Annotated in this window: 25 protein-coding genes, 1 pseudogene and 1 riboswitch; of the genes and pseudogenes, 8 read left to right on the top strand and 18 right to left on the bottom strand. The window is 64.1% G+C overall.

Translation table 11 applies throughout. The features are described from left to right. The first annotated feature begins 2 nt into the window (after window positions 1–2). The 4 genes from QP990_RS09385 to menE are packed head-to-tail and all read left to right on the top strand — an operon-like array spanning window position 3 to window position 3,536. Window positions 3–689, top strand: a complete 687-nt coding sequence (locus tag QP990_RS09385) for a metal ABC transporter ATP-binding protein (protein WP_023020501.1) — start codon at window positions 3–5, stop codon at window positions 687–689. Next, on the top strand, window positions 686–1,519 hold the full coding sequence (locus tag QP990_RS09380) for a metal ABC transporter permease (protein WP_023020500.1): 834 nt from the start codon (window positions 686–688) through the stop codon (window positions 1,517–1,519). Before QP990_RS09385 ends, QP990_RS09380 begins: the two co-directional genes overlap by 4 nt. Further along, entirely contained in the window at window positions 1,519–2,346 is an 828-nt protein-coding gene (locus QP990_RS09375) for a metal ABC transporter permease (protein WP_023020499.1), read from the top strand. The genes QP990_RS09380 and QP990_RS09375 overlap by 1 nt, the downstream gene beginning before the upstream one ends. 56 nt (window positions 2,347–2,402) lie before the next feature. Beyond that, entirely contained in the window at window positions 2,403–3,536 is a 1,134-nt protein-coding gene (menE, locus tag QP990_RS09370) for an o-succinylbenzoate--CoA ligase (protein WP_005322961.1), read from the top strand. Here the strand turns inward: menE and QP990_RS09365 are convergent, their stop codons facing one another. Continuing rightward, complete coding sequence (locus QP990_RS09365) at window positions 3,537–4,208, bottom strand: metal-dependent transcriptional regulator (protein WP_034656208.1); 672 nt, start codon at window positions 4,206–4,208, stop codon at window positions 3,537–3,539. A 214-nt stretch (window positions 4,209–4,422) separates the two neighbouring features. On the opposite strand from QP990_RS09365, the gene QP990_RS09360 reads away from it, so the two are divergent. After that, window positions 4,423–5,313, top strand: a complete 891-nt coding sequence (locus QP990_RS09360; RefSeq protein WP_023020498.1) for a 1,4-dihydroxy-2-naphthoate polyprenyltransferase — start codon at window positions 4,423–4,425, stop codon at window positions 5,311–5,313. On the opposite strand, the gene QP990_RS09355 is transcribed toward QP990_RS09360, so the two are convergent. Then, a complete protein-coding gene (locus tag QP990_RS09355; protein WP_084279006.1) occupies window positions 5,310–5,636 on the bottom strand; it encodes a DUF4229 domain-containing protein in 327 nt (108 codons plus the stop codon). The two genes, QP990_RS09360 and QP990_RS09355, sit on opposite strands and share 4 nt — an antisense overlap. Window positions 5,637–5,674: 38 nt before the next feature. On the opposite strand from QP990_RS09355, the gene QP990_RS09350 reads away from it, so the two are divergent. Next, window positions 5,675–5,920, top strand: coding sequence for a hypothetical protein (locus QP990_RS09350; RefSeq protein WP_005322966.1), 246 nt, complete (start codon window positions 5,675–5,677; stop codon window positions 5,918–5,920). On the opposite strand, the gene QP990_RS09345 is transcribed toward QP990_RS09350, so the two are convergent. From QP990_RS09345 to QP990_RS09310, 8 genes and pseudogenes are all read right to left on the bottom strand, one after another. Continuing rightward, entirely contained in the window at window positions 5,917–6,177 is a 261-nt protein-coding gene (locus tag QP990_RS09345; RefSeq protein ID WP_023020496.1) for a helix-turn-helix domain-containing protein, read from the bottom strand. The genes QP990_RS09350 and QP990_RS09345 overlap by 4 nt on opposite strands. Next, window positions 6,178–7,197, bottom strand: coding sequence for a c-type cytochrome biogenesis protein CcsB (gene ccsB / locus QP990_RS09340; RefSeq protein ID WP_023020495.1), 1,020 nt, complete (start codon window positions 7,195–7,197; stop codon window positions 6,178–6,180). Between the two features lie 93 nt (window positions 7,198–7,290). Beyond that, window positions 7,291–8,922, bottom strand: coding sequence for a cytochrome c biogenesis protein ResB (locus QP990_RS09335; RefSeq protein WP_023020494.1), 1,632 nt, complete (start codon window positions 8,920–8,922; stop codon window positions 7,291–7,293). A gap of 7 nt (window positions 8,923–8,929) precedes the next feature. Beyond that, window positions 8,930–9,733, bottom strand: a complete 804-nt coding sequence (locus QP990_RS09330) for a cytochrome c biogenesis CcdA family protein (RefSeq protein WP_023020493.1) — start codon at window positions 9,731–9,733, stop codon at window positions 8,930–8,932. Next, window positions 9,734–10,339 (bottom strand): TlpA disulfide reductase family protein, encoded by a 606-nt coding sequence (locus tag QP990_RS09325; protein WP_023020492.1) that lies wholly within the window; start codon window positions 10,337–10,339, stop codon window positions 9,734–9,736. Continuing rightward, a complete protein-coding gene (locus tag QP990_RS09320; RefSeq protein ID WP_023020491.1) occupies window positions 10,339–10,947 on the bottom strand; it encodes a histidine phosphatase family protein in 609 nt (202 codons plus the stop codon). Before QP990_RS09320 ends, QP990_RS09325 begins: the two co-directional genes overlap by 1 nt. Window positions 10,948–10,955: 8 nt before the next feature. Beyond that, window positions 10,956–12,257, bottom strand: coding sequence for a glutamate-1-semialdehyde 2,1-aminomutase (gene hemL, locus QP990_RS09315; RefSeq protein WP_023020490.1), 1,302 nt, complete (start codon window positions 12,255–12,257; stop codon window positions 10,956–10,958). 579 nt (window positions 12,258–12,836) lie between these two features. Then, a pseudogene (locus tag QP990_RS09310) lies at window positions 12,837–13,149 on the bottom strand (DMT family transporter). A gap of 8 nt (window positions 13,150–13,157) precedes the next feature. Beyond that, window positions 13,158–13,223: riboswitch (guanidine-III (ykkC-III) riboswitch) on the bottom strand. A gap of 31 nt (window positions 13,224–13,254) precedes the next feature. Between QP990_RS09310 and QP990_RS09305 the strand changes: the two are divergent. Both QP990_RS09305 and QP990_RS09300 read left to right on the top strand, forming a co-directional pair. Beyond that, on the top strand, window positions 13,255–14,103 hold the full coding sequence (locus QP990_RS09305; protein ID WP_034655712.1) for an NAD(P)-dependent oxidoreductase: 849 nt from the start codon (window positions 13,255–13,257) through the stop codon (window positions 14,101–14,103). A gap of 116 nt (window positions 14,104–14,219) precedes the next feature. After that, window positions 14,220–15,293, top strand: coding sequence for an HNH endonuclease signature motif containing protein (locus QP990_RS09300; protein ID WP_023020486.1), 1,074 nt, complete (start codon window positions 14,220–14,222; stop codon window positions 15,291–15,293). 99 nt (window positions 15,294–15,392) lie between these two features. On the opposite strand, the gene QP990_RS09295 is transcribed toward QP990_RS09300, so the two are convergent. From QP990_RS09295 to QP990_RS09260, 8 genes are all read right to left on the bottom strand, one after another. Beyond that, entirely contained in the window at window positions 15,393–16,772 is a 1,380-nt protein-coding gene (locus QP990_RS09295) for a protoporphyrinogen oxidase (RefSeq protein WP_023020485.1), read from the bottom strand. Further along, window positions 16,773–17,807, bottom strand: coding sequence for a uroporphyrinogen decarboxylase (hemE, locus tag QP990_RS09290; protein WP_023020484.1), 1,035 nt, complete (start codon window positions 17,805–17,807; stop codon window positions 16,773–16,775). A 37-nt stretch (window positions 17,808–17,844) separates the two neighbouring features. Then, window positions 17,845–18,336, bottom strand: a complete 492-nt coding sequence (locus QP990_RS09285) for a hypothetical protein (RefSeq protein WP_023020483.1) — start codon at window positions 18,334–18,336, stop codon at window positions 17,845–17,847. Then, entirely contained in the window at window positions 18,333–19,016 is a 684-nt protein-coding gene (locus QP990_RS09280; protein WP_023020482.1) for a hypothetical protein, read from the bottom strand. The genes QP990_RS09285 and QP990_RS09280 overlap by 4 nt, the downstream gene beginning before the upstream one ends. A gap of 9 nt (window positions 19,017–19,025) precedes the next feature. Continuing rightward, entirely contained in the window at window positions 19,026–20,009 is a 984-nt protein-coding gene (hemB, locus tag QP990_RS09275) for a porphobilinogen synthase (protein WP_023020481.1), read from the bottom strand. A gap of 28 nt (window positions 20,010–20,037) precedes the next feature. Then, window positions 20,038–21,714 carry a uroporphyrinogen-III synthase gene (locus QP990_RS09270; RefSeq protein ID WP_232212573.1) on the bottom strand — a complete coding sequence of 559 codons (1,677 nt, stop codon included), beginning with the start codon at window positions 21,712–21,714 and terminating at the stop codon, window positions 20,038–20,040. Window positions 21,715–21,922: 208 nt separating this feature from the next. After that, window positions 21,923–22,810 carry a hydroxymethylbilane synthase gene (hemC, locus tag QP990_RS09265; RefSeq protein WP_023020479.1) on the bottom strand — a complete coding sequence of 296 codons (888 nt, stop codon included), beginning with the start codon at window positions 22,808–22,810 and terminating at the stop codon, window positions 21,923–21,925. Next, window positions 22,811–24,145 carry a glutamyl-tRNA reductase gene (locus QP990_RS09260; protein WP_023020478.1) on the bottom strand — a complete coding sequence of 445 codons (1,335 nt, stop codon included), beginning with the start codon at window positions 24,143–24,145 and terminating at the stop codon, window positions 22,811–22,813. It abuts the gene before it with no gap. Window positions 24,146–24,187: the final 42 nt, after the last annotated feature.

Raw genomic sequence — 24,187 nt, 5'->3', positions numbered from 1 at the left:
TTATGTCTTCCCCATTAGTCACTCTGCACAATGCCACCTGCGGCTATGGCGCCCGGGATATCCTCACCGACGTTGACCTTGAGATCCGCGCGGGCGAGGCCGTGGCGCTCCTAGGTTCCAACGGCGCGGGCAAATCTACCCTGCTCAAGGCAATCACTGGCCTGGCTGCCTTGCGCGGCATGGCCACCATCGACGCCTCGCTCGGATACGTCCCGCAGTACCAAGACTCCGACCTGAGCTTTCCCGTCACGGCTTACAAGGTCGTGGAAATGGGCCTTTTGCCCTCAGTGAGCTGGTGGCACAGGTGCACGAGCATGCGTAGCTACCGCGACTGCGTACTCAATGCCCTGCGACAAGTGGGGATGGAGCACCTCGCCGAGACGCGGTTTGGCCAGCTCTCGGGTGGGCAACGCCAGCGCGTGCTCATCGCGCGCGCGTTGGTTTCGGCCCCGGAGCTGGTGCTTCTCGACGAACCCTTCAACGGGCTTGATCAAGAAAGTCGCCGAATCCTGATTCAGATCATTGCGGATCTCAAGGAAGCAGGAATCGCCCTGCTCGTCTCCACTCACGACCCCATCTTGGCGCAGCACACCTGCGACTGGGCGGCGTTTGTGATCGACGGCAAGGTCCGCACCATGGGAACCGAGGAAGCAGTGGAAACCTATATGGAGCAAGGCGCGCGACTGTGATAGAGCAGATTCTCTTCGCCCCGTACCTGCGCAATGCTTTCCTCTTCCTGCTGTGCCTATCGATTGCGGGAGCTGCCATTAGCGTCCTCGTTAATCTCCGCCGCATGGAATTTACGGTGGAAGCCCTCGTGCACTCGGTTTTTCCGGGCATCGTGGTAGGGCTCATCGTGGGCGGCATCCCGGGCATCGTGCCGGGTGCGGCCGCGGTGGCCACGGTGACGGTGCTGGTGCTGGCTTCTCTGGGTTCTGGGCAGGGCCAGTCAGCGCAGAAGCTGGATATGGAAGCCGGAACGGCCGTGGTGCTGACCTTTATGTACGGCATCGGCGTGGTCATCAGTTTGGCCTATGGCGACAAGTCCGGGCAGCTGGAGGCCCTCATGTTTGGCCGGCTTCTCGACGTCACGCAGTCCAGGCTGGCAACCTCCGTCACGCTCTGCGTGATTGCGGCACTACTCATCCTGACAACCTGGCGCATGCAGATTCTCGTCGCTTTCGATACCACAGCGGCCCGCGCCATGGGCATCAACGTGGCGGCTTATGAGCTCATTGCGAATATCGCGGTTGGCCTAATCGTGGTGGCGGCTAGCTCGGCAGTGGGTGTGTTGCTGGTTATCGGTTTTATTGTCATTCCAGGCCTCTCGGCGCGCTTGATCGCAGGATCCCCGCGCAGCATGTGCTTCTGGGCTGCGGGTTTGTCCACGCTGGCAGTGGTGGTTGGATTTGCCATCATGCTGTCCCAAACCACGCACCAGATTTCGCCGCAGGCAATCGTCAGCTTGATGCTGGTTGCCACCGTGCCGCTAGCGGGCTTGAAGGGGGTATTTAGCTAATGGGACTGTCTCATCTTGATCCAGAGATCCTGCGGATGCCCCTCCTTGAGGCCATTGCTGTGGGATGTTTATCTGGCTTGGTTGGAACCTTGATGGTCATGGGCAAGCGCGTCTTTTTCGCCGAGAGCCTGTCGCACGGAATCTTCCCCGGCGCGGTGCTCGGTGTAGTAGTGGCCAACCTTCTGAGCTTGGATCTCTCCACGGGTTTGATGGTGGGGGCGGCACTGTTCTGCCTGCCTTTGGCCTGGCTTATGCGGTGGTTGAGTACCGTCGAGGGCATTTCTTCGACCGCTGCCGCCGGCGTGACGCTCACCTTGGGATTTTCCCTGGGCATCTTGTTGCTGCGCTGGTTCCAACCGCTACCTATCCACGTGGATAGCTTTCTCGTGGGCTCGCTGACCACTGTCAATGCGCAGGATGTCTGGTTTGTCGGCGCCCTGGTGGTGGTCAGCCTTGGCGTGCTGGTGGCATTTCGCCGGACGTTAGTCTCCTTCTACTTCGACCAGACGTCCTTCCGCGCACAAGGCGGAAAGCCCGGCCGCTATGACTTGCTTACCCTCACGCTTATCAGCGTGACCATGGTGGTGGTGATTCCCGCAGTGGGCACTATCTTGTCCCTGGCGCTGCTGGTAGCCCCGGCGGCGGCGTTGCAGCCGTGGATCAAGCGCCCGACCCAGCTCATGCTCGGTGCCGGTATCGCGGGCATTGCGCTGGCATGCGGCGGGCTCTGGCTGGCGGCCGCACTCAGTTTGTCGGCGGGCGGCTGCATCGCGGTGCTGGCGGGTGTGTTCTATTTGCTCAGCATGGGGCTGCGCGCCTTGCTCTAAACGCCCGGCGCGCCGCCTCCCGGGACGAGCGATATGCCCGGGTAACCTGATTATTCGTGACTCATATCCTCGCCCCACTCCCAGTCGATCCCCGCAATCCCGCAGGAATTTTGGATGACCTCGAGAAGGCCATCGCTGGGCAGACCACGCTCTTACCCCTTCCCGCAGCGGACCGCACGCGGACGGAATTGCTGCGCAACCACATGCGCGCGGGCGAATCGATTGCTGAGGACATTGCTTTGGTGGTGTCCACCTCGGGTTCCACGGGCACACCGAAGGGTGCGCAGCTAAGCCCGCTTAACCTGGTGGCGAGTGCGGATGCCACCCATTCTTTCCTGGGTGGCCCCGGCCAATGGCTACTGGCCATGCCCGCCCACCACATCGCGGGCATCCAGGTGCTCGTGCGTTCGTTGGTGGCGGGTGTGGAGCCACTGTGCCTCGACCTGTCCCAAGGCTTTAACATCACCGAGTTCGCCCGCGCAGCAGAAGAACTCGCCCACACCGAGGACCGCATGTACACCGCGCTCACACCGATGCAGCTGCACAAGGCACTCGATTCGCTGGACGGCATCCAAGCACTGCGCCGTTTCAACTCCATCCTGGTAGGTGGAGCAGCGCCACATCCCCAGCTATTGGAATCTGCGCGCAAGCTCGACATCACCGTGGTAACCACCTATGGCTCCTCGGAGACTGCGGGCGGTTGCGTCTACAACGGCACTCCCCTGCCCGGCACCGAGGTGCGCATCGGGGAAGATAACCGCATTTTCCTGGGCGGGCCGACCATTGCGCAGGGCTACCGCAATGTGGAATCGCGCGACTTCGTCGGTGGCTGGTTCGCAACTTCCGACGCCGGGGAGCTCGACGCCCACGGTCAACTCACCGTCACTGGACGTCTGGACAGCATCATCAACTCGGGCGGGTTGAAGTTGCACCCAGAACAACTGGAACAGCTCTTGTTGCAGGTACCGGGCGTCGACAGTGTATGCGTGGTGGGCATCCCTGATCCACGTCTTGGCCAGATGATCGCCGCAGCTTACACCGGCTGGGCCTCGCGCACCGACATCCTCGAAGCGCTCGATGACCTGCCTCGGTGGCAGATTCCGCGCGAGATTATCCGCATTGCTGAGATGCCGCTGACCGGCCCCGGCAAGGTGGACCGTCGTGGTGTCGCAGGGCTCTTTAAGAACTGATTAGACTTCGTTAGCGCGCACCGTCACGTCGGCGGCCGCGACTTCCGCAAGAGAGAACTCCTCGTCCCCTGCGTGCAGGTTGAGCAGGCCCGCAACGCGGGAATCGACTACGACCTCGACGCCCAGGCCGACGCCATGGCTGTCGAGGTAGCGCAACAGCTCGGTGTCTCCGTCGCATACCCGCTCGATGGTGACAGGGGTGTGAAGGGGGACGTCGTCAAGCGTGAGCGTGCCAAGGTCCTCGATGCTGCCCTGCGCGTCGGGGATGGGATCGCCGTGGGGATCGCGCTGAGGATGGCCCAGGTGCTGATCGAGTCGATCGATGAAGCGATCGGAGCATGCATGCTCGAGGAGATCGGCATCCTCGTGAACCTCGTCCCAGGTGTACCCCAGCTCTTTGACCAAGAAGGTCTCGAGGAGACGATGGCGGCGGACCATGCCCATGGACAGTGCCTGGCCCTCTGGGGTCAGCGAAACGCCAGCGTAGCGCTCATGTTCCACCAGCCCTTGGGCAACGAGACGCTTTACGGCTTCCGACGCCGTGGGCACCTTTTGGTTCAATCGCCCCGCCAGCTCCTTGAGCGCGATGGGCGCGCCGCCGGAGTGCTCGGAGAGGTCCCACAGGACTTTGAGGTAGTCCTGGGTACGTTCAGGGAGATCGCTTAAATGCATGACATTCATCGTAGTAAAGGCCTTGCCCCGCGAGCGATTCACATGATAACTTTAAGAACGTTCAACGCATTGAACTTTTGTCACGGGTGTGGCCCACAGCCGTCCTTTCTTGGGTACGTACGACGCGCTTCCGCCATACCCGTGGCTTTTATATATCCGCCGTGTGCGTCCCTTGTGCACAGCATGCCCGCGGTGGCGTGGCACAATAACTGACATGTCACTTTCTGCCTATCCCGCAACTGCCAAAGACTGGCTCCAAGGCGCACGCCCGCACACGTGGGCTAATGCCTTCGCCCCAGTCATCGCTGGTACTGGTGCCGCAGCGGCTGCCGACGGCGCGCACTTCGGCCGCGCGCTTCTCGCCCTCGTGGTGGCGTGGGCGCTCATCATCGGTGTCAATTACGCCAACGATTACTCGGATGGCATCCGCGGCACCGACGACGACCGCACCGGTCCGCAGCGCCTCACCGGCGGCGGCCTGGCCCGCCCGCAGCAGGTGAAACTCGCGGCCTTCGCCGCCTTCGCCGTGGCCGGACTCGCCGGCATCGCGCTGTCTTTTGCGGCGCACGCCTGGTGGCTCATCCTCGTCGGCGCGCTATGCATCACCGGCGCGTGGTTTTATACCGGTGGCAAGAACCCGTATGGCTATCGCGGGCTCGGCGAGGTCGCCGTCTTTATCTTCTTCGGGCTCGTCGCTGTGCTCGGCACCGAATTCACCCAGGCCGGCCGCCTGTCGTGGTCGGGCCTCGCGCTGGCCGTGGGCATCGGCGCGATGAGCTCCGGGGTGAACCTAGTCAATAATATCCGCGATATTCCCTCCGACGCCGAAACCGGCAAGATTACGCTCGCCGTACGCCTCGGCAACGAGAAGGCGCGCCTGCTCTTTACGGTGCTACTCCTACTGCCATTCCTGCTGACCATTGGCATTGCCTTCAGCAGCTGGCTCGCACTCGCCGGCTTGGTCTACTTTCCCTTCGCGCTGCGCGCCATTCGCACCGTCAATCGCGGCGCTCAAGGACCAAAGCTTATCCCCGTGCTCGGCCTGACCGGCCGCGCGATGCTCCTGTGGGCGATTATCGAGGCCGCCGCACTCATCCTCGTCTAGTCCTGCGCGGCGCGCCCTTCTAGCTCCGCCTGTACCCAGCGTTTGTGGGCCTTGCGCTGGGCGGAGTACTCGGCCAGCGTTTGGGTGGCCTCGATGCGCCACTTTTTAAAGATGAGCATCGATAGCGGCAGCGCCACGAAGAGCGCCAACAGCGCCGAGACGAGCACCGGGATGGGAAAGCGGATGGCGATGGACAAAAGCTCGATCACCACGGTCAAAGCGATAAAAAGCACTACGCGGGCGAGCCCATACTTCCACAGCGCCGCACGGGAACGGCGTCGCAGTTCTGGGTCCGGCTTGGGTGGCTCAGGGTTATGCGTCATGGGGGTTGATTGTACGCGGTGCAGGTAGAATTCCACGCATGGGCCGAATCATCCTCCTTTTACTCTTTGTCCTCGCCGCCTACTTGGTGTGGAAGGCCTTCGGGCCCTCCACATGGAAAAAGCGCGAGGTGGAACAACCCCGCGCCATCAAGGGACCCGACGATGATGAAGAATTCCTCTGGAACTTGGAAAAGGAGCGCTTCAAGCAACGCCGCGCACAGGAGGCAGAGGAAGAAAAACGCCGCCAGCGCCGCAATCGCGACACCGACGGCGAGAAGGATTAGGATTCCTTCGGCACGAAGCGCATCTCCAAGCCGAGGGCCTCGGCCACGGCGGTAACCTTTTCCCACCGCACGCCCGCGCCCCCATGCTCAATGGTGTGGAGGGTGGAGCGGGAGATACCGGCGGCGTCGGCAAGCTGCTGCTGCAAAATGCCCAACTCGCGGCGGCGCTCGGCAAATTGCGCGCCCAGGCCTAAAATCACCGCATTATCACCAGCCGGCTTGCCCGGCTTATGGCGCGGGCTCGTATGCTCCGCCATTTAATTCAGCCCCGCATAGGAGTGCAGGCCGGAGACAACCATGTTGATAAAGAAGAGGTTGAAGACCATCAGCGCCATCGCCATGACATTGATCCACGGCGCCGCCTTGCGGAACGCCGGCGTTGCACGCGCGTGCAGGTAGGCGGCATACAGGATCCAGGTGGCAAAGGACACGGTTTCCTTCGGGTCCCAGCCCCAGAAGCGGCCCCAAGCGGACTCAGCCCAGATGGCACCCAGGATAATGCCCAAGCCCAAGGTCGGCAGGGTGATTACGGCCAGACGGTAGGCCAGCTGGTCAATCTTCGCGGCAGAAGGCAATGGGCGGGCTACAGCACCGAAAAAGCCATGCTCGGCATGCTTCGGCTGTGCCATACGGAATAGGGTCAGCAGCGAGACAATGCCGGAAATAATACCAATGGACGCGCCCAAGGACACCACGGTGACGTGGATGGGCAGCCAGTGCGACTGCAGCGCCGGCACCACTGGGGCAGACTCGGCATAGAGCTTGGTGGAGCCATAAAACATCAGCGCCAATACCGGGGTGAGCAGCCATGGCCACACGGTGCGCCACTCCTTACGCTGCATGGCAATATTGCCCACCAGCAGCACACCGAAGCTCACCATCAGCACGTACTCGTATAGGTTGCCAAAGGGGAAACGGCCGGTAGCCAGGCCACGCAGCACAATCGCCGCGGCGTGGAGCGCAATGCCTACCCACATCAGCGAGCTGGTCATACCGCCGAGCTTATCGGCCTTGCGCTCCTTCTCCTTCAGCTCACCTTCCGTGATACCGGAAGAGGACTGGGCCACCTCGCCCGCATAGCTCTGCTTATCGACGCCCCCAGCGCCCGCCCCCACCAAGACCTTCGCGGCCTGGGACTTCACGGCACGGCGGCCCTCGATAATTCCCTGCATGCGGCCGTAGTAGAACAGCGACATAAAGAGCGCGACGCAGTACACCACAAAGGCGGTCTGCACCGCGATATCCGAGAAATTAGACAGATTCTGATCGATCTGCATGAACGCTCCTAGCCAATACACGTGCGGGATAGTGCTGATTACCTTACTCAGCGAAACGGCCTAGTCCAACTTTTGTTGGACTAGGCTGACGTACTAATCATCGGTATAAAGCTCGTCTTCTTCGACCTCATCTGGGTCCGGCAGCTCCAGCAGCGCGCGGTGCAACTCGTGGAATTCCTCGGACCAACCGGCGCGGTCGGTGCGGGCGAGACCGCCCATTTCCACATCGGTGCCGCCGGCCGCGTTCGGCCGCAGGCGGATATAGACGCGGCGGCGCTTAATCACCAGCGAACCCACCAAGGAGATGAGCATTACCAGCGCGGAGACCAGCACCCACTTCTGGAAGGGGTCATAAGAGACCTGGTAATTGGCAAACTCGCTGGCGCCGTTGAAAGTGATCTTGGTGCCATCGTCCAGGGTGACATCCTCACCCTGGTTGAGGTTCACGCGGTCAATCTTTCGCAGCTGGCCGGAGTGCACCAGGTTTGGATCCAGCGAGAAGAAGGACTGCGGGGTGCCGGTATCCAAGCCGGCATCACCGCGGTAGATATCGATGGCCATGGCCGGATCCTGCAAACCTGGGTAGGAGGACTGCAGCAGCTTGCCGTTCTCACCGGCCCACTCGGCCGTAGGCGCGAAGAGACCCTGAATGGCGATCTGATTCTGACGACGCTCATAGAGGTCCGGGTGCATGCCGGCCGGCGGGTCAAAGCGCATCGCGCCGGAGGACAGGAAGAAGGTCGTATCATTCGGCTGGAACTGAATAGTCTGGGTGCGCTTTTCCCCATTGGGCCATTCCACGGTGACCGTCGGCGCGTAGCCATGGCCCTGCAAATAAACGCGGTTATGCGCCAGGCGCAGCGGATGGTTGACCTTGAGCTCATAATCCTTCCACTCGGAGTCATCCTTGTAGATGTCATCGCCCTCCGCGTAGGAGACGTTGGAGGTAAACATCTCGGCCTGGCCGTTCGGCAGGTACTCGGCCGCGAAGTCATGGGCGACGAGGCAGAAAGGGTGGAGCCCGGTGCCGTCGAAAAGCGGGCCGGCGCGGAAGGAGTCAAAGTTAGACGTAGAGGTATTGCAGAACTCCGTAGACTGATCCAGGGTCTGGTCGCCGCCCTGCGAGCCAGACTCAGTGACCACGATGACCTGGCCTTCGTAGTTGACCAGCTTGCCGGCGGCAACCGTGACCAAGATGGCTACCAGCGCCACGTGGAAAATGAGGTTGGCTAGCTCGCGGCCGTAGCCGCGCTCCGCGGAAAAGGTATGCACGCCGGCACGGTCCTTCTCCGGGGAATACTCGGCCACGCGCCACCTCTTCAGGCGCTTCTTAATTTCCGCGGATAGTTCCTCCTCGCTCTTTTCCGAGTGCCCCTCGGCCGCCAGCGGCAGCTTGTGGAGGTACTTCGGGGCGCGCGTTGGCGGGGTCTTCCACGCCTTATAGTGATCCCAGGAGCGCGGCAGGATGCAGCCAACCAGGGAAATCGCCAAGAGGACGAAGATGGCTTGGAACCAGACGGAGGAAAAGACGTCGAAAAGCTGCAGCTTGTCGTAGATCTTCGCCACGTTGCCATTGGACTCAATAAAGTCCTGCACGTTCTGCTCGTTGAGATCGCGCTGCGGCAGCAAAGAACCGGGAATCGCGGCCAGCGCCAGCAAGAAAAGCAGCGCTAGCGCGGTGCGCATACTGGTCAGCCAATGCCAGGCTTTGCGGAAATATTTCACGTCTCTCCTAAATAAGGGTTGCGCCGTAGTTGCCGGTCCACTGGCGGATGAGGCTAATAAATTCGCCCCATAGGCCGGTTACCAGGGCCAGGCCGACGAGGATCATGGCCACGCCGCCGATTATTTGGATGGTATGCGAGTGTTTGCGGGCCCACGAAATCGTGCGCATCGCCCGCGCGGAGCCCAGCGCCACCAGAAGGAACGGTAGGCCCAGGCCCAGGCAATAAAAGATGATGAGCAGCACGCCACGCGCGGCCGTCATGCCCTCGGTGCCGGCCGATACAGAAATGATGGCGGCCAGCGTTGGGCCCAAGCACGGCGTCCAGCCCAGCGCGAATATCCCGCCCAGCAGCGGCGCGCCCAGCCAGGTGGTCCAGCGCTTCGGTGCCATGCGGGTGTCTTTCTGCAGCGCTGGAATCGCGCCTAGGAAGACCACACCCATCAGGATGGTCACGCCGCCGCCGACCCGCATGAGCATTTCTTCGTTGAGCCTTAGCGCGGAAATCGCGCCGAATACCGAGACCGTCGCTAGGAGGAATACCACGGTGAAGCCGAGGATGAACAAGGCCGCGGCCAGCACAACAGCCCATTGCCTGCGCTTGCCGACGCCCACCCCCAGCTCCCCATCGAAGGTAACCTCACCGCCCACCACGCCGGCCAGGTAGGAAATATAGCCGGGAACCAGCGGGATCACACACGGACTGGCGAAGCTCACCAGCCCCGCCACGGCGGCCGCGAGGAGACCCAAAATAAGTGGGCCGGAGGTCACGGCCTCGGCAAAGGAGTTGCCGAAGCTCGCTGCGTTGTCCATTTATTCCTTTTCTAGCTTGTCTACTACATCCATCACGTCTTTAGCGGTGATGGACCGCAAAAAGACCGTAGCCGGGCGGTGCTGTTTATCCAAGACGATGGTGGTGGGCACCACGGAAGTCGGCACGCCGCCTAGGGCCGCAGCCGTCTTAAACGGCGGATCATAGATGGAGGGATACTTCAGCCCATTGTCTTCGAGGAAGTCATTAGACACCTGCGGGTTATAGTCGCGCACATTAATGCCCAGGACGGTGCCAATCTTGCGCTTTTGCAGCTCGGAGTGGACCTCTTGGAGGTCATCGGCCTCGGAACGGCAGGGCGCGCACCACTGGCCCCAGGAGTTAAGCACGACGATTTCGCCGTCATAGTCTTCCAAGGAGATGGTCTTATCCGTATCGCGCACATCCTCGCCGGAGAACGTGCGCAGCGGCTTGCGCTCGGATTCCTCGTAATTGATGACCTTCTCGCCGCCGGGGGTGATGAATTCGAAGTTACCGCCGGTAGCAACCGCATTTTGGGCGTTATCGGAATCCTGCGCGCACCCAGCAAGGGTCACGGCTGCTGCCGCCAGCACCGCGCCAACTGCGCGTTTGCGTCGTAGTGCCATTAAATCTCCTGCGCCGGCGAAGAGTAGAAAATATCGGTGACCTGGTTGTCTTCAAAAAGCAGGGAGGTTACCGAGGCCAAGTCGCATTCGCGGTTCCACGGCGCGTGCGGCAAGCGCTGGCCGAGCACGGTGCGCTGCACCATCACGATGGGCAGCTGGTGGCTGACCAAAATCGCCTCGTGGCCGGCGGCGGCGGTACGGGCGCGCTCGATGGAGCCCAGCATGCGCTCGGCAATCTGCTCATAAGGCTCGCCCCACGATGGCTCCAGCGGATTGACCAGCAGCGGCCAACGGCGCGGATTCCACAGTGCGGAGCGCAGACCCTTGGTGCGCAGGCCCTCGAAGCGATTGCCGGATTCAATGAGCGTCTTATCGACTTCCACGTCCAGTCCCGTTACCTCCGCAATCGGCCGCGCTGTCTCTTGGGCGCGCTGCAGTGGCGAGGCTGCCAGGTAGGTCACATCATGGTCGCGAAAGGACTCCGCGGTCCGCGCCGCCATGGAATGCCCGCGCGAGGATAGGTGATAGCCCGGGATGCGACCGTAGAGGATCTTCTCCGGGTTGTGGACCTCGCCGTGGCGTACGAGGTGAACGATGGTGCGTGTCATGTCTCTCCTTAGTTTGCGGGACGCGCAGCGGCCGCAGCTTGGGCGGCGGGCTTGAGGGCCGCCTCGATGAGTTCAAAGTCGGCGTCGTTCAGTGCATCCGAGACAAACCAGGTCTCGAATGGGCTCGGCGCGACATAGATGCCGTTATCCAGCAGAGCGTGGAAGAACGGGGTGAAGCGGAAGGTCTCGGCCGCCTGCATATCGGCGAAGTTGCGACCCTCGCCCTCGGCAAAACGGATGGAGAACATCGAGGAGGCGCGCTGAATGTGGTGCGCTACGCCCTCGGCCGACAGCGCATCAGAAATCATGCCGGTCAGGCGGTCCGCATTGGCCTGCAGGCGCTCATAGAGCGATTCATCGGCCAGCTCCAAAGACTTCAGGCCCGAAGCCATTGCCACCGGGTTACCGGAGAGCGTGCCCGCCTGGTAGACCGGACCTTCCGGCGCGAGGTAGTCCATGACCTCGGCGCGGCCGCCAAAGGCAGCGGCCGGCAAGCCACCGGAGACGACCTTGCCAAAGGTCACCAGGTCCGCCGCCACGCCGTCGACGCCGTACCAACCCTTATAGGAGGTGCGGAAACCGGTCATGACCTCATCGAGGATGAGGAGGGCGCCGTCTTCATGGGCGACGTCGGCAAGCGCGGCGTTGAAGCCCTCATCTGGTGCCACGGTGCCCATATTGCCGGCCGAGGCCTCCGCGATAATGCAAGCAATCTCGCCCGGGTGCTGCGCAAATGCCTCGCGCACGGCCTCGATATCGTTATAAGGAACGACGATGGTATCGGCCGCTGTCGCGCCCGTAACACCCGGGGAATCCGGCAGCGCAAAGGTCGCCACGCCGGAGCCGGCCGAGGCCAACAGCGCATCCACATGGCCGTGGTAGCAGCCCTCGAACTTCAGCACCTTGGTGCGGCCGGTGTAGCCGCGGGCTAGGCGCACCGCAGACATGGTGGCCTCGGTGCCGGAGTTAACCATGCGCACCTTATCGGCCGCGGTGCGCGCGACGATGGCCTCGGCGAGCAAAGTCTCACCCTCGGTGGGCGAGCCGAAGCTCAAGCCACCCGCAGCGGCCTGCTGCACGGCCTCCACAATCTCTGGGTGGGCATTGCCGTGAATCATCGGGCCATAGGAGCTGACCAGGTCAACGTACTCGTTGCCGTCGGCATCCCACAGGCGCGAACCCGCGCCGCGCTCAATGACGCGGGCCTGGCCACCCACGGAGCCGAACGCGCGCACCGGCGAGTTCACCCCGCCCGGAATCACCTTGGAGGAACGCTCAAACCACTGTTGCGACTGGGAAGTATTAGGCATGTCTGACATTCTAGCGATTCGCGCGCTATACAAAAGTTGGACTGCGCGATTCACAGTCAGCCGCTAAACTTCGGGGCGTTGCACTTTTCAATTCGGGGGGATTTTCAATGCAGCGCACTGTCATTTTCGCCATCCTGGCCGCTTTCTGCCTCGCCGGTTGTGCCCGGCCCGCGCCCGAACGGCCGCTGCCTACCTCGGTAGGTGCCGCCCCGCTTGCCGACGCCCCCTCCTGGCAGCCCCTCCCCACCCTCTCACCCCTCGCGACCTGCCGCAGGAAGACACGGCGCCTCCTTCGCCGCCGGCCGCGGAACCTTCGCCGTCAACCGCGGCGCCCGCGCCTGCGCCTAAGCCTGCGCCGGCCCCTCGCCCAGAACCGGGCCTGGCGCCCGCACCGCGACCGGCAGCGCCACGCCCTCCCGCGCGGGATAAGAGCGGACTGCCGAACCTCAACATTCCGCCGCATGAGGTCCGCGGGCGCATCGAGGACGCGGTGCCTGATATGCCGGCAGTGCCCGCCGTGCCTGCGCCCGCCCCACCGCCTGCGCCGCCGCTGCCTCCCGCGCCGCGGATTCCGGGTCTCTAACTCACCGCTTTCAGCCCCACGATGCCGCCGATGATCATGGAGAGGAAAACACCTTCCACACCGTGGCGACCTCGTGCCCGGCCGCGAAGGAATAGATAACCGCCCCGACGTGCCAACACCCGCCCACACCGCATAGGCCGTGCCTACCGGGATGCTGCGCATCGCCCACGCCAGCCCGCCCATGGAAATCGCGCAGGCCACGAGGAAAACAAGCGAGGGCCACAAACGCGTAAAACCTGCGGATTTATCCAATGCCGCCGCCCACACGGCCTCGAATGCGCCGGAGAAAATCAAGATGAACCACGCCATAACTGCTTCCTGGCCGTCTTGTCGCGTTGCCGGGTACGGCTCCCCCGTCCGGGGCTCGCGCAAGACGCGGCGAACCTGCACCCAATGATGGCACACTGGGAAACCATGAGGATTGCATTTCTTGGAACTGGCCGCATGGGAACCGAACTAGCCCGCCGCCTGCTCAATGAGCAAGACGGCATCGAATTGACCGTCTGGAACCGCACCGCCGAGCGTGCCCAGCCGCTGGTGGAGGAAGGCGCCGAGCTTGCCGCCTCGCCCACCGAGGCCCTAGTGAACGCCGAGGTCATCATCACCTCGCTCTTCGGGCCTGACGATGTCCGCGAGGTCGTCGTCGAGCCGCAGCTCATCCCCGCCGGCGTGACCTGGATCGATACCACCACCGTCTCGCCCAACGATGCCCGCGAATTCGCCGCCGCCGTGGAAACCTACGTCCACGCCCCGGTCGTCGGCACGCTCGGCCCGGCCCGCGAGGGCAAGCTCGGCGTCTATGTGGGCACGCCTGACGACGCCCGCCGCGAGCAAGCCATGTCCCTCGCCGAGTCCTGGGCGGGAGAAGACAAGCTCATCGGGGTGGAGGCGGCGGCCACGGCGGCCATCGGAAAGCTGCTGGCGAACCTCGCGCTCGCCGTCACCGCCGAGGGCCTGCTCGAAGCCCTGCAACTCGGCGAGTCCGAGGGCTTGGACTCCGAGGTGGTGCTGCAGATGCTCGACATCACCGGCTTGTCTTTCATCGCGAATATGAAAGCTCCGTTTATCACCGGCGAGCGCAATACCGACCCGGGCGATTTCACCGTCGACGCCCTGGCTAAGGACGCGAAGCTCATGGAGATGACCTCCACCAAGCCGCTGCCCGCCCTGACTGCCGCCATCGGCCGCTTCGAGGAAATGCAGGCGATGGGCCACGGCAATCAGGACTTCTCCTCCATCTTCGTCTTCCGCAATAAGGGCTAGTTATCCACAGGCCCGCAGCGAGTGCGGGCCGAAATTCGCCCTTCCGGCCCTAGTTATCCACAGATTCGCGCGCTCGCCCTCGCACGGATTGCGCGCGGTGGCTTAGGCTGCGGGGCATGACAGCTCTTCAGACCTATCTCGCGGCCTTGGCGCCCGGCATCGATATCGTTGCCGGGTGCGCTGGCATGTCTGAAGACCAGCTGTGCGCCGCCGGCGCGCCCAATAAAACGGCCCGCACCTTGCTCACGCTTGCCGACGCCCTCTTTGCCCCCACCTCCTTTAGCCGCCTCCAACGCCAGGCGGTTAACGCCGCGCGCGAGCGCGCCCACCCGCTGCCCACGCTGGAGGTAATCGAGCGCTACGCCGCCCGCGCCAAGACTAAGCGCGACGCCTGGCGCCTGCGCGTGGAGTTGTGTCGCACCGCCGCCGATACCGAGGAAATGGAAAAGCTCGCGCGCAAAAAGCTGCGCGAGCTCAATCCCCCGGCCCCTCCGCGCCCCGGCGTGCGCATCCGCCGGCGCAAGGACGCGCCATGGACTCTCGCGATTACCGGGCCTTCCTCGCTCATCGCGGACTTGGAATCCAGCCTGGACGAGGACGCGCCTCTCGATTCCGTTGCGGAGCTCTTCTCCCCTTCCGGCGCCGCCCCAGCCACCCGTCCAACCATTACGACGAATGCAATTATCACGCTCGACGAACTCGACCGCATCATCGATGGCGACGGCGAGGAAATCACCATCCGGCTCACCAACGGTGCCCGCCTCACCGGCGCGGAACTTGTCTCGCGCACGCTGGCAGAGCGCGGGCTTATCACCCTCGTCCATCCCTACGAAGGTGCGGTCAACCTCTACCGGACGGAACGCATGGCCAGCGAAAAGCAGCGGCTCATGGCTGCCGCCGAAAACCCTGTGTGCCCGTGGCCCGCGTGCAACTACCCGGCGGATAAATGCCAGGTGCATCACCTGCAAGCGTGGCGACACGGCGGCGAGACCAACATGTCAAACCTCGCCACCTGCTGCCCGTACCACAATGGTGTCAATGACGATGACCCGAATGCCCCGTCTGTCCGCGGGCGACTCGTTCGCCGCCGAGGTCGCGTGGTGTGGCAACCGCCATGGGCCGATACCGCCGCATCGCCGTCCAGCCCGAACGAGCCAGTGCAACCGACCCCGCCGGATCCACCGCACTAGCACTCATGCCGCTAGGCAGCAGGATGCCCTGCTGCCACTTTGGCATGCCCGCACCACGCCACAGCGTATGACCCGGAATGCACGAATCGTGCGGCACCGCTAGCCGACGATGCGCGCGGCGGCGGCGCGGGCATCCGCAATGACGTTGGGCACTCCAACGCCGCCGGCCCAGGCGCCGGTGACATCGACTCCCGGCGTCGCCGCGAGGGTACCGCGTGCGCTGGCCACAGTTTCGAGGTGCCCGGCGTCGTAGCGCGGCAGGCCGCCGAACCAACGCTGGGTGAAGATCTCCGCGACACCCGCGGCGCGGCCGTCGAAGCCGGTGAGTCGCTGGAGGTCATCGAGGGCATAGTCGACGAGGTCGTCTTCTTCGGCGCGGACGATGGCGTCGTCGCCAAAGCGGCCGAAGGAGGCACGTACGAGGGCACCGCCACGCTCAGCCAAGTGCGGCCACTTGCGGGAGGAAAGTGTAAAGGCCTTGGCGTGCACATCGTCTTGGTCGGTGGCCACGAGAATGCCGGAATTCTGCGGCAAAGCGTTTCCCGAAGGGTCTGTATCGGACTCGAATTTCAACCCCACGACGGCCGACGCTGCCAACTTCACTCCCTTCAGCCGTCCCGCCGCCTGCGGGGCGACCTTGCTAAGAAGGCGCGCCGCGGTCGGAGCCGGGGTAGCTACCAGCACGCGATCAAACGGCGCCGCATCGGCCGGTGCTCCGGCCAGGCGGAATTGCTCGCCCTCGCGAGTGATGCCGGAGATAAAAGTATCGAGGTAGATCTTGGCGCGGGATTGCTCGGCCAGTGCCTCATAAAGCTGCGCGTAGCCGCCGCGGAAAGTCTGGAAGACGGGGCCGCCGCTGCGGGGCGCGGCCGCGCGAGCCTCCTCCAGCGTGCGGACCGCGGCCGAGAGAGTCACTGGGCCGCGCTCGGACAGCGCGTCGAGGGTCTCCGCCAGCGCCGGGATGGTCGCGCGCAAACCCAGATCATCGGCCGAACAGGAGTACACGCCGCCGAGGAGGGCGGAGATAACGTGGTCGACGAGGTCGTCGCCAAACTGCTGGCGCACCAGCTTGCCTGCGGAAACGTCGCTGCCCGCCGTCCACTCGAAGGGCTCCTCATTGTCGATGCGGCGCGCGGTCTCGGCCGAGACCAAATGCGCGACCGGCTCCGAGTGCGAAGGAATGCCCATCATTCCGCCGCGCGGCAACGGCTTGAGCTCGCCGGAGTACACCAGCGAGTGCAGACCGGAGGGCTCGACCAAGCTATCGCCGAGACCGAGGGATTCGATAAATTCCACGGCATCGCGCCGGCGGGCGAGGAAGGCCTCGGCGCCCATGTCGGTCGGGCCGTCGTTAAACGGCACAGAGTACAGCTTGCCACCGATCCGGCCGGCGGCCTCGAAAACCTCGACGTCGTGGTCGCGCAGCTCGTAAGCGGCCGTCAAGCCCGCCAGGCCGGCACCGATAATCGCAATACGCATTTAGCCCTCCTCGTGGATGATGGAAACGGCGCGGGTGATTGCTTCCGCGTCAGTAGTTGGCAGGACCCCGTGGCCGAGGTTCCAGATGTGGCCGTCAATATCGCCGCGCTCGCGCGCCCGATCGACCTCGCCGCGGATGGTGCGTACGGCCTGGCGCACGGCGTCGTCGCCGGCAAAAAGCATGGCCGGGTCAAGGTTGCCCTGCAGCACGCGGGCGCTCACGCGCTCGGCCGCGGCATCCATGGGCACGCGATAGTCGACGCCCATGACCTCCGACCCCGCCTCCGACATTGCTGGCAAGAGCTCGCCGGTGCCGACGCCGAAGTGGATGCGCGGAATATCTACGCCGGCCAGGATTTCTCGCGAATACGGCAAAACGAATTCGCGGTAGTCGCGCTCGTTGAGGTAGCCCGCCCAGGAATCGAAAAGCTGCATGGCGTCGATGCCGGCGTCGACCTGCACCTGCAGGAAGCGGGTGATGGTAGGCACCAGGCGGCGCATGAGCAGATGCCAGGTCTCCGGCTCGGCGTGCATGAGGGCCTTGGTGCGCTCGTGGTTCTTAGACGGCCCGCCCTCAATGAGGTAGCTAGCCAGCGTGAACGGCGCACCAACGAAGCCGATAAGCGCTTGGGTTTCGGTGAGCTCGGCCAGGATGCGGGCAATGCCTTCAGTAACCTCGGGGACGTCGGCCTCTAGCAGCGGCAGCTTGCCGACGTCCTCCCTACTCCGCACCGCCTGCTCCATCACCGGCCCACGGCCCGGCACGATATCGACCTTGACTCCGGCGGCTTTGAGCGGGACCACGATATCGGAAAATAAAATGGCAGCATCAACGTCGTGGCGGCGCACCGGCTGCAGGGTAATTTCTGCTAGCAGTTCTGGCATGAAGCAGGAATCGAGCATGCTAATCCCCTCGCGGGCGGCGCGGTATTCCGGCAGCGAACGGCCAGCCTGGCGCATGAACCAAACTGGGGGTCGGGAGGGGGTGCGGCCGAGGGCGGCGTCGATAAGCGGGGCACGATTAAGTCGAGACATGCCCCAATTATGAATCAAAAGTTGGAGTGGGGGCTAATTAGCCACGCAAGCTGCGGTCCTTAATAAAGCGGTTGGACTGCGGCTGGAAAAGCAGCGCGAGGGCAATGATCAAGGAAATGGGGATAATCAGCAGGCTAAGCCCGCCAATGCCAAGCGCCAGGGCGGCGATATTATTAAAGAGCGCGATGGCGATGACAATGGTGATGATGCGGCGCGCCCACTTGGACCCGCTGGCCAGCTGCGCGGCAAAGAGCGCCAGCACGACGGCGCCGACGGTATTGGTCACCGCAACAAATAGGCGATTGGAGTGGAGATACTCCGCGACCTGCGCGTTCTGGGGTTCTACCTGCGGTCCGCCCGAGCCGAAGATGCCCACCAGACCGCTGACCAACATGAGCACGGCGCTGACGACGAGCACCCAATAGGCCCAGCGCAGCGGCCGTGGCCAGGCGTCGAGGTTCTGGCTGGCGGAGGTATTTCTGGCCGCGCGGTTATAGTCCCGGGGGCCGGGCCGCTCGGTATTGCTCATCGCTTGTCCTCCCGGTCAGTGCGCTTGCTGCGCTGTTCATCCTTGGCACGCTTGCGTTCTTGCTCGGCGCGCTTCTTCTCGCGCTGCGCTTGTTCGAGTTCCTTTTCCAGCTCGCGCATCTGCTCGAGCTCGCCGGTGTAATCCAAGGTATCGACCCGCACGGAGAAAATCAGGCCGAGCACCGCCGCGACGCCGACCAGGATCTGCACCATGCCATCGGCGGCAAAGAGCCAATCGGGCACATCAGCGCCGGCCGGGGTAACCATGAAGGTCAGCAGGATGCGGAAGCCAAAATACAGCGAGAAAGCGAACCACACGCGCCGCGAGGTACCGGCCCGCTTGCCGCGACGCGCCAAGGACCGCAGCAGGAAGGCCAGCAGCACGATAATCGCCAAGGAAATGGCCGCCGAAAGGGCGACGGAGGCGTAGGCGGCGGTGCGGAGGAAGGCGTCGGAAAGCTGGGCTTCATCGACGCCGGCCGGTGCGGACTTGGCCATCTCCTTGGCCTGCGACATGAGTACGTCGTGGTTGAGCAGCGTCAGCACCACGTTGAGCACCTGGTGCACGGCCTCGCCGCACAGCGCGCCCATCCACAGCCACAGCATGTACGCCACGGATTCCGGGCGTTGCGTGCGCGGCGAGCGCGGAGCAGGGGCGGACGACGGGGGCGTAACAGTCACAGGGATCCTTTACTTGAGCAGGCGGGCGGCTTCGGTAGCGAAGTAGGTGAGAATCTGGTCGGCACCGGCGCGCTTGAACGCGGTCAGGGACTCGAGCATGATGGCCTCGCCGTCAATCCACCCATTGGCGGCCGCGGCCTTGACCATCGCGTACTCGCCGGAGACCTGGTAGACCGCAACCGGCACGGGAGAAGTCTCCGCCACGGCCGAAAGCACATCCAAGTAAGGCAGGCCGGGCTTGACCATGACGAAGTCCGCGCCTTCTTCGATGTCGAGCTCGGCCTCGAGCAGGGATTCGCGGAAATTGCGCGGATCCTGCTGGTAGGTGCGGCGGTCGCCCTCGAGGGAGGAACCGACGGCGTCGCGGAACGGTCCGAAGAAGGCGGAGGCGTACTTGGCGGAATAGGCCATGATGGCCACATCCTCGTGGCCGGCCTCGTCGAGGTCGGCACGGATGGCGGCCACCTGGCCGTCCATCATGCCGGACGGGGAGACGATGTGGGCACCGGCGCGGGCCTGGGAGCGGGCCATGTCTTGGTAGAGCTTGACGGATTCGTCGTTAAGCACGCGGCCCTTGTCATCCAGCACGCCGCAGTGGCCGTGGGAGGTGAACTCGTCGAGGCAGGTATCGGCCATCACGATGAGGTCATCGCCGAATTCCTCGCGCAGGCAGGAAATGCCGCGGTTCAAAATGCCCTGCGGGTCCCACGCGACGGAGCCGGTATCATCCTTGTCCTCCTCGAGCGGAACGCCGAAAAGATCGACGCAGGTCACGCCGGCTTCTAGCGCCTCTTCGGTCGCGCGGCGCAGGGAATCAAAAGTGTGCTGGTAAACGCCCGGCATGGAGGGAATCTCGCGCGGGGCGTCGAGACCGTCCACGATGAACATGGGCAAAATCAGGTCCGAGGGGCGGACCTGGGTTTCGGCCACAAGGTTGCGCATCGCGGGGGTGGTGCGCAGGCGGCGTGGGCGGCGGGCTGGGAAGGTGCTCATTGGGTACTCCTTAGAGCGAGACTAAAACTTATGCCTTGTCGACCTTAGTAGCCTTCTTGCGCGAGCGGCGCTTCTTCCTCGGCGCGGGAAGGTTTCCGGCGGCGCGGAGGGCGGCGACGTGGTCTGCGAGGGCGTCGACAAGCGCGGGTACGTCCGCGACCTCGGGCACGACATCAACGCGCAAGCCCATCTCTTCCGCGGCCGCTCTTGCCGACGGCCCGATACACGCAATGATCGTCCGCTGGTGCGGTTTGCCCGCAATGCCCACCAGGTTGCGCACGGTGGAACCAGAGGTGAAGGCGACGGCGTCGAAGCCGCCGGTCTTGATCATGTCGCGGATCTCGGCCGAAGGCGGGGCGGCGCGGACGGTGCGGTAGGCCACGACGTCATCGACTTCCCAGTCGAGGGCCTTGAGCCCATCCACGAGGGTATCGGCCGCGATATCGGCGCGCGGGAGCAGGACGCGGCCGACGGCGTCGATATCTTCCACGAAGTTGGGGAAGACATCGAGCAGGCCCTCGGCGTTCTGCTTTTTCTTGTGCGGTAAAAGCTCCGGAACCATGCCCTTGGCGCGGATGGCGGCCGCCGTCTTGGTGCCCACGGCCGCGAGGTGAACGCCGGCGAAATCGCGGGCGTCGAGGCCGAGCTGGGCTATCTTATCCCACACCGCGCTCACTGCGTTGACGGAGGTAAAGACGATCCACTTATAGCGACCCTCAACGATTCCCTTAATGGCGCGGTCCATCTGTGCCGGATTGCGCGGCGGCTCGATGGAGATGGTGGGCACGTTTTGGGGAATGGCTCCGTAGCCGGCCAGGCGCGCGGACATCGGGCCAGCCTGCTCCTTAGTGCGCGGCACGAGCACGCGCCAGCCGTAGAGGGGACGGTTTTCCCACCAGGAGTATTTGGTGCGGTCGTCGATGCTGCGGCCGAGGGTGACCACGAGCGGGCCGACAAGGTCAGCGTCGAGCTTGCCCATGGTGCCCAGAGTGGTCTCGTAGGTGCGCTGCAGGCGGGTGGTGCCGTGCACGGTGACAAAAGCCTCGGTCTCGGCCGGCATGCCGCGTTGTTGTAGCTCTTCGGAGATGACCGGCAGGTCCTCCTTCGTGGCCTGCAGAACGATGGGCTGCGTGGCGTTGGCCAATGCGTCCCAATCGGCACCGTTGGTGACATCGGCCTCGGTATAAGTCGAGCCGAGTGCAATGCCAGCAAAGGACGGCACGGTCGACGGCAGGGACATGCCCGGCACGACCTGGAATTCCAGGCCTGCGGAGGCCACGGCATTGATTTCGGCCTTGATGGACTCGCGGTGCAGCGGGTTGCCGGTCACTAGGCGGATGACATCTTCGCCGTCGGCCTCAACCAAGCACTCACGCAGCTGGCCGACGATATCCTCTCCCGGTTCATACAACACCGCGGCCGTTGGCGGCGCGGGGCGGGGCGGCTTGCGGCGCGCGCCCTTAGCCTTGGCATCGGCGCACATTTGGGCGTATTCGGCCTCGGCGGCATCGAGAAGCTCTTGCGGTACGGGCAGGGCGGCTGCGACGGCATCGCGCACCCCCTGCATGACCTCTGGATCGGTCACGGCGATGGCACTATTTGCCAGAACCTCGCGGGCGCGGACGGTCAGCAGGTCGGGATTACCTGGACCAGCGCCCACAAAGACGATCTTGCCCAATTGGGTGTCTGGCGCGGCATTGCTCATAAAGTTCTTTTCTAAATTCGGGCGCGCGGCACCGCGCACGGACATGATCGCATGCGGTGTGGTTCCCCGCGCCGGCGGTGGGTGACACGGTCATAACGGCCAAAATCCCAGGCCTTAAGTCCTGGGATGCCCTTAAAGGGGGCCGGATCATTGCGGGACAATGATTTGTGGTATCTACACCTTAAATTATTAGCGCCTAAAGGCGAAATTACTTGCCCAGCAGCTCGGCCGCACCACCGGCGAAAAGCTCGTCGGAAACGCGCGCGCCGAGCTCGGCGGCTTCGGCCGCAGGCCCGGAGGCGGTGGCAGTAAGCTGACGCGAACCATCGAGCGCAAAGACGCCACCGCGCACGGTGAGCTGGTCGCCGTCCCAGCGCGAGGTGGCGGCCACCGGCGCGGTACAGCCGGCCTCAAGGCGGGCCAGCACAGCGCGCTCACCGGCCGCGGCGGCCGAGGCGCGGTCATCGACGATGGCATCGAGGGCCGCGGCAGCCTCGGTTCCGGCCACAGCCTCGATGGCGAGGGCGCCCTGGGCCGGCGCCGGCATGAAGACGGAGGGCTCGAAGATTTCGGTGGCGCGGTCCGCGTAGCCGCCGCGCAGCAGGCCGGCATAGGCCAGCAAGACGGCGTCGAGCTCGCCGTCGGTGACCTTGGACATGCGGGTATCGATATTGCCGCGCAGCGGGCGAATCTCCAGGTCGGGGCGGATGGCGGCCAGCTGGGAGATGCGGCGCGGGGCGGAGGTACCCACGCGCGCGCCCTGCGGCAGCTGCGCCAGGCTCAGGCCATCGCGGGCGACGAGCGCCTCGCGGGAATCCTGGCGCTGCGGCACCACGAGGCGGAAGCGATCATCGGGCGCGGTGGGCAGGTCCTTAAAAGAGTGGACGGCGATATCGCACTCGCCGGCATAGAGGGCCTCGCGCAGCGCTTGGGTAAATACGCCGACGCCGATACGCTCGACCGGTGCCATATTGACGTCGCCGGCGGTGGTGACGATGTGGAGCTGGGAGTCAAAGCCGGCGTCGATAAGCCAATCGCGGACGTGGCCCGCCTGGGTGGTGGCAAGCTTGGAGCCGCGGGTACCAATCTGAAACATTTAGGCCTCCTTAGTCATGGTGGGCAATTCATTAACGGCCACGGACACTCCGGAGCCTTCCAGTTGCAGGCCAAAAAGTTCCTGCAGGGCATTCTCGCTGCTGACACTGCTTTCCGACGCCGCCAGTTTCTTCGCCCGCACCGTTGGTTCATGCAGCAGCTTATCGGCCACGCGCTTGAGGGCGCGCTGGACGTCCTCAAGTTGCTTGCCCGAGATTTCGGGGTGCTTATGTTGCAGGCGTGCGGCCTCGCATTCCACGAGGTCGGCCGCGCGGCGGTGCAGGGCGCTCACGGCCGGGACGACATCGCGTACGCGCTGCGCAGAGGTATAGGCTGCCAGCTCTTCGTCGACGATGCGCCGGGCCTGCGCGTGCGGGCTAGTGCCGGCCGCGACGTCGGTATCGGCGGCCGAGAGCGACTTGCTCAGGCGCTCGATATTGACCAGATCCACGCCCTCGGCCGCAGCGGCGGCATCGTCGATATCGCGCGGCAGGGAGAGATCGATGAGCATGAGCTCGCGGCCGGCGGGAATGTCGGTGGCCTCGATGGTGAAATTATCGGCGCCGGTGGCGGAGATGGCCAGGTCGACGTCGGAAAGCGCGGCGGCACGTTGGGAAAAGTCCACGACGCGGGCGGCAACGCCCGCCTCCTCGGCGTGGCTGGCCAGGCGCTCGGCGCGCTCACGGGTGCGGTTGGCCAGCACCAGCTCCTTGACCCCCAGCCGGCCGGCGTGGGTGGCGGCGAGCGATGCCATAGCGCCCGCGCCGAGGACCAACGCGGTCTTGCCGGCCAAGTCCTCAGCGTCTAGGCGCTGCAGGGCTTGGTCGAAAGCGAAGGACACCATGGAGGAGCCTGCCTCATCGATGTCGGTCTCGGAGTGCACGCGCTTGCCCGCCCGTAGCGCCGACTGCGCCAGCGCGTGGATGCGCGGTCCGGCCGTGCCCTGCTCGGAGGCGGCCTGGTAGGCGCTGCGCACCTGGCCGATGATCTGCTGCTCTCCTACCACCATGGAATCCAGCCCGGAGGTCACCGACATCAGGTGCTCGGCCGCGGCGTCGGCATAGCGCACGTAGAGGTAGCTGCGCAGCTCCTCCTCGCTCACGTCCGATACCTGGGTGAGCACGCGCACGACTTCCTGCACGCCGGCATGGAAGGAGTTAGTAACGGTGTAGACCTCCATGCGGTTGCAGGTGGAGATGATCATCGCCTCTGAAAGTGAGTCGGCCGCCACCAGTTTCCCGCAGGCGGAATCCTGGACCGCACTATCCATGCTCAGCTTCTCCAGCAGCGCCACTGGCGCCGACTGGTGGGACATGCCCACGACGAGCACGCTCATGCACAACACTCCTCAACCATTTGATTGATTTTAACCCACCAA

Origin of the sequence: Corynebacterium sp. MSK071, assembly GCF_030232125.1 — a bacterium.
Classification (GTDB): domain Bacteria; phylum Actinomycetota; class Actinomycetes; order Mycobacteriales; family Mycobacteriaceae; genus Corynebacterium; species Corynebacterium kefirresidentii.
Note: the sequence above shows the minus strand (reverse complement) of the source record. Positions and strands in the feature narration are given on the sequence as shown.

Bases quoted from the DNA above. Each gene is read 5' to 3' on its own strand.
- QP990_RS09385 (WP_023020501.1), top strand. From the start codon at position 3: ATGTCTTCCCCATTAGTCACTCTGCACAATGCCACCTGCGGCTATGGC.
- QP990_RS09375 (WP_023020499.1), top strand. From the start codon at position 1,519: ATGGGACTGTCTCATCTTGATCCAGAGATCCTGCGGATGCCCCTCCTT.
- QP990_RS09365 (WP_034656208.1), bottom strand. From the start codon at position 4,208: ATGCATTTAAGCGATCTCCCTGAACGTACCCAGGACTACCTCAAAGTC.
- QP990_RS09360 (WP_023020498.1), top strand. From the start codon at position 4,423: ATGTCACTTTCTGCCTATCCCGCAACTGCCAAAGACTGGCTCCAAGGC.
- QP990_RS09355 (WP_084279006.1), bottom strand. From the start codon at position 5,636: ATGACGCATAACCCTGAGCCACCCAAGCCGGACCCAGAACTGCGACGC.
- QP990_RS09350 (WP_005322966.1), top strand. From the start codon at position 5,675: ATGGGCCGAATCATCCTCCTTTTACTCTTTGTCCTCGCCGCCTACTTG.
- QP990_RS09345 (WP_023020496.1), bottom strand. From the start codon at position 6,177: ATGGCGGAGCATACGAGCCCGCGCCATAAGCCGGGCAAGCCGGCTGGT.
- ccsB (WP_023020495.1), bottom strand. From the start codon at position 7,197: ATGCAGATCGATCAGAATCTGTCTAATTTCTCGGATATCGCGGTGCAG.
- QP990_RS09330 (WP_023020493.1), bottom strand. From the start codon at position 9,733: ATGGACAACGCAGCGAGCTTCGGCAACTCCTTTGCCGAGGCCGTGACC.
- QP990_RS09325 (WP_023020492.1), bottom strand. From the start codon at position 10,339: ATGGCACTACGACGCAAACGCGCAGTTGGCGCGGTGCTGGCGGCAGCA.
- QP990_RS09320 (WP_023020491.1), bottom strand. From the start codon at position 10,947: ATGACACGCACCATCGTTCACCTCGTACGCCACGGCGAGGTCCACAAC.
- hemL (WP_023020490.1), bottom strand. From the start codon at position 12,257: ATGCCTAATACTTCCCAGTCGCAACAGTGGTTTGAGCGTTCCTCCAAG.
- QP990_RS09305 (WP_034655712.1), top strand. From the start codon at position 13,255: ATGAGGATTGCATTTCTTGGAACTGGCCGCATGGGAACCGAACTAGCC.
- QP990_RS09300 (WP_023020486.1), top strand. From the start codon at position 14,220: ATGACAGCTCTTCAGACCTATCTCGCGGCCTTGGCGCCCGGCATCGAT.
- QP990_RS09295 (WP_023020485.1), bottom strand. From the start codon at position 16,772: ATGCGTATTGCGATTATCGGTGCCGGCCTGGCGGGCTTGACGGCCGCT.
- hemE (WP_023020484.1), bottom strand. From the start codon at position 17,807: ATGTCTCGACTTAATCGTGCCCCGCTTATCGACGCCGCCCTCGGCCGC.
- QP990_RS09285 (WP_023020483.1), bottom strand. From the start codon at position 18,336: ATGAGCAATACCGAGCGGCCCGGCCCCCGGGACTATAACCGCGCGGCC.
- hemB (WP_023020481.1), bottom strand. From the start codon at position 20,009: ATGAGCACCTTCCCAGCCCGCCGCCCACGCCGCCTGCGCACCACCCCC.
- QP990_RS09270 (WP_232212573.1), bottom strand. From the start codon at position 21,714: ATGAGCAATGCCGCGCCAGACACCCAATTGGGCAAGATCGTCTTTGTG.
- hemC (WP_023020479.1), bottom strand. From the start codon at position 22,810: ATGTTTCAGATTGGTACCCGCGGCTCCAAGCTTGCCACCACCCAGGCG.
- QP990_RS09260 (WP_023020478.1), bottom strand. From the start codon at position 24,145: ATGAGCGTGCTCGTCGTGGGCATGTCCCACCAGTCGGCGCCAGTGGCG.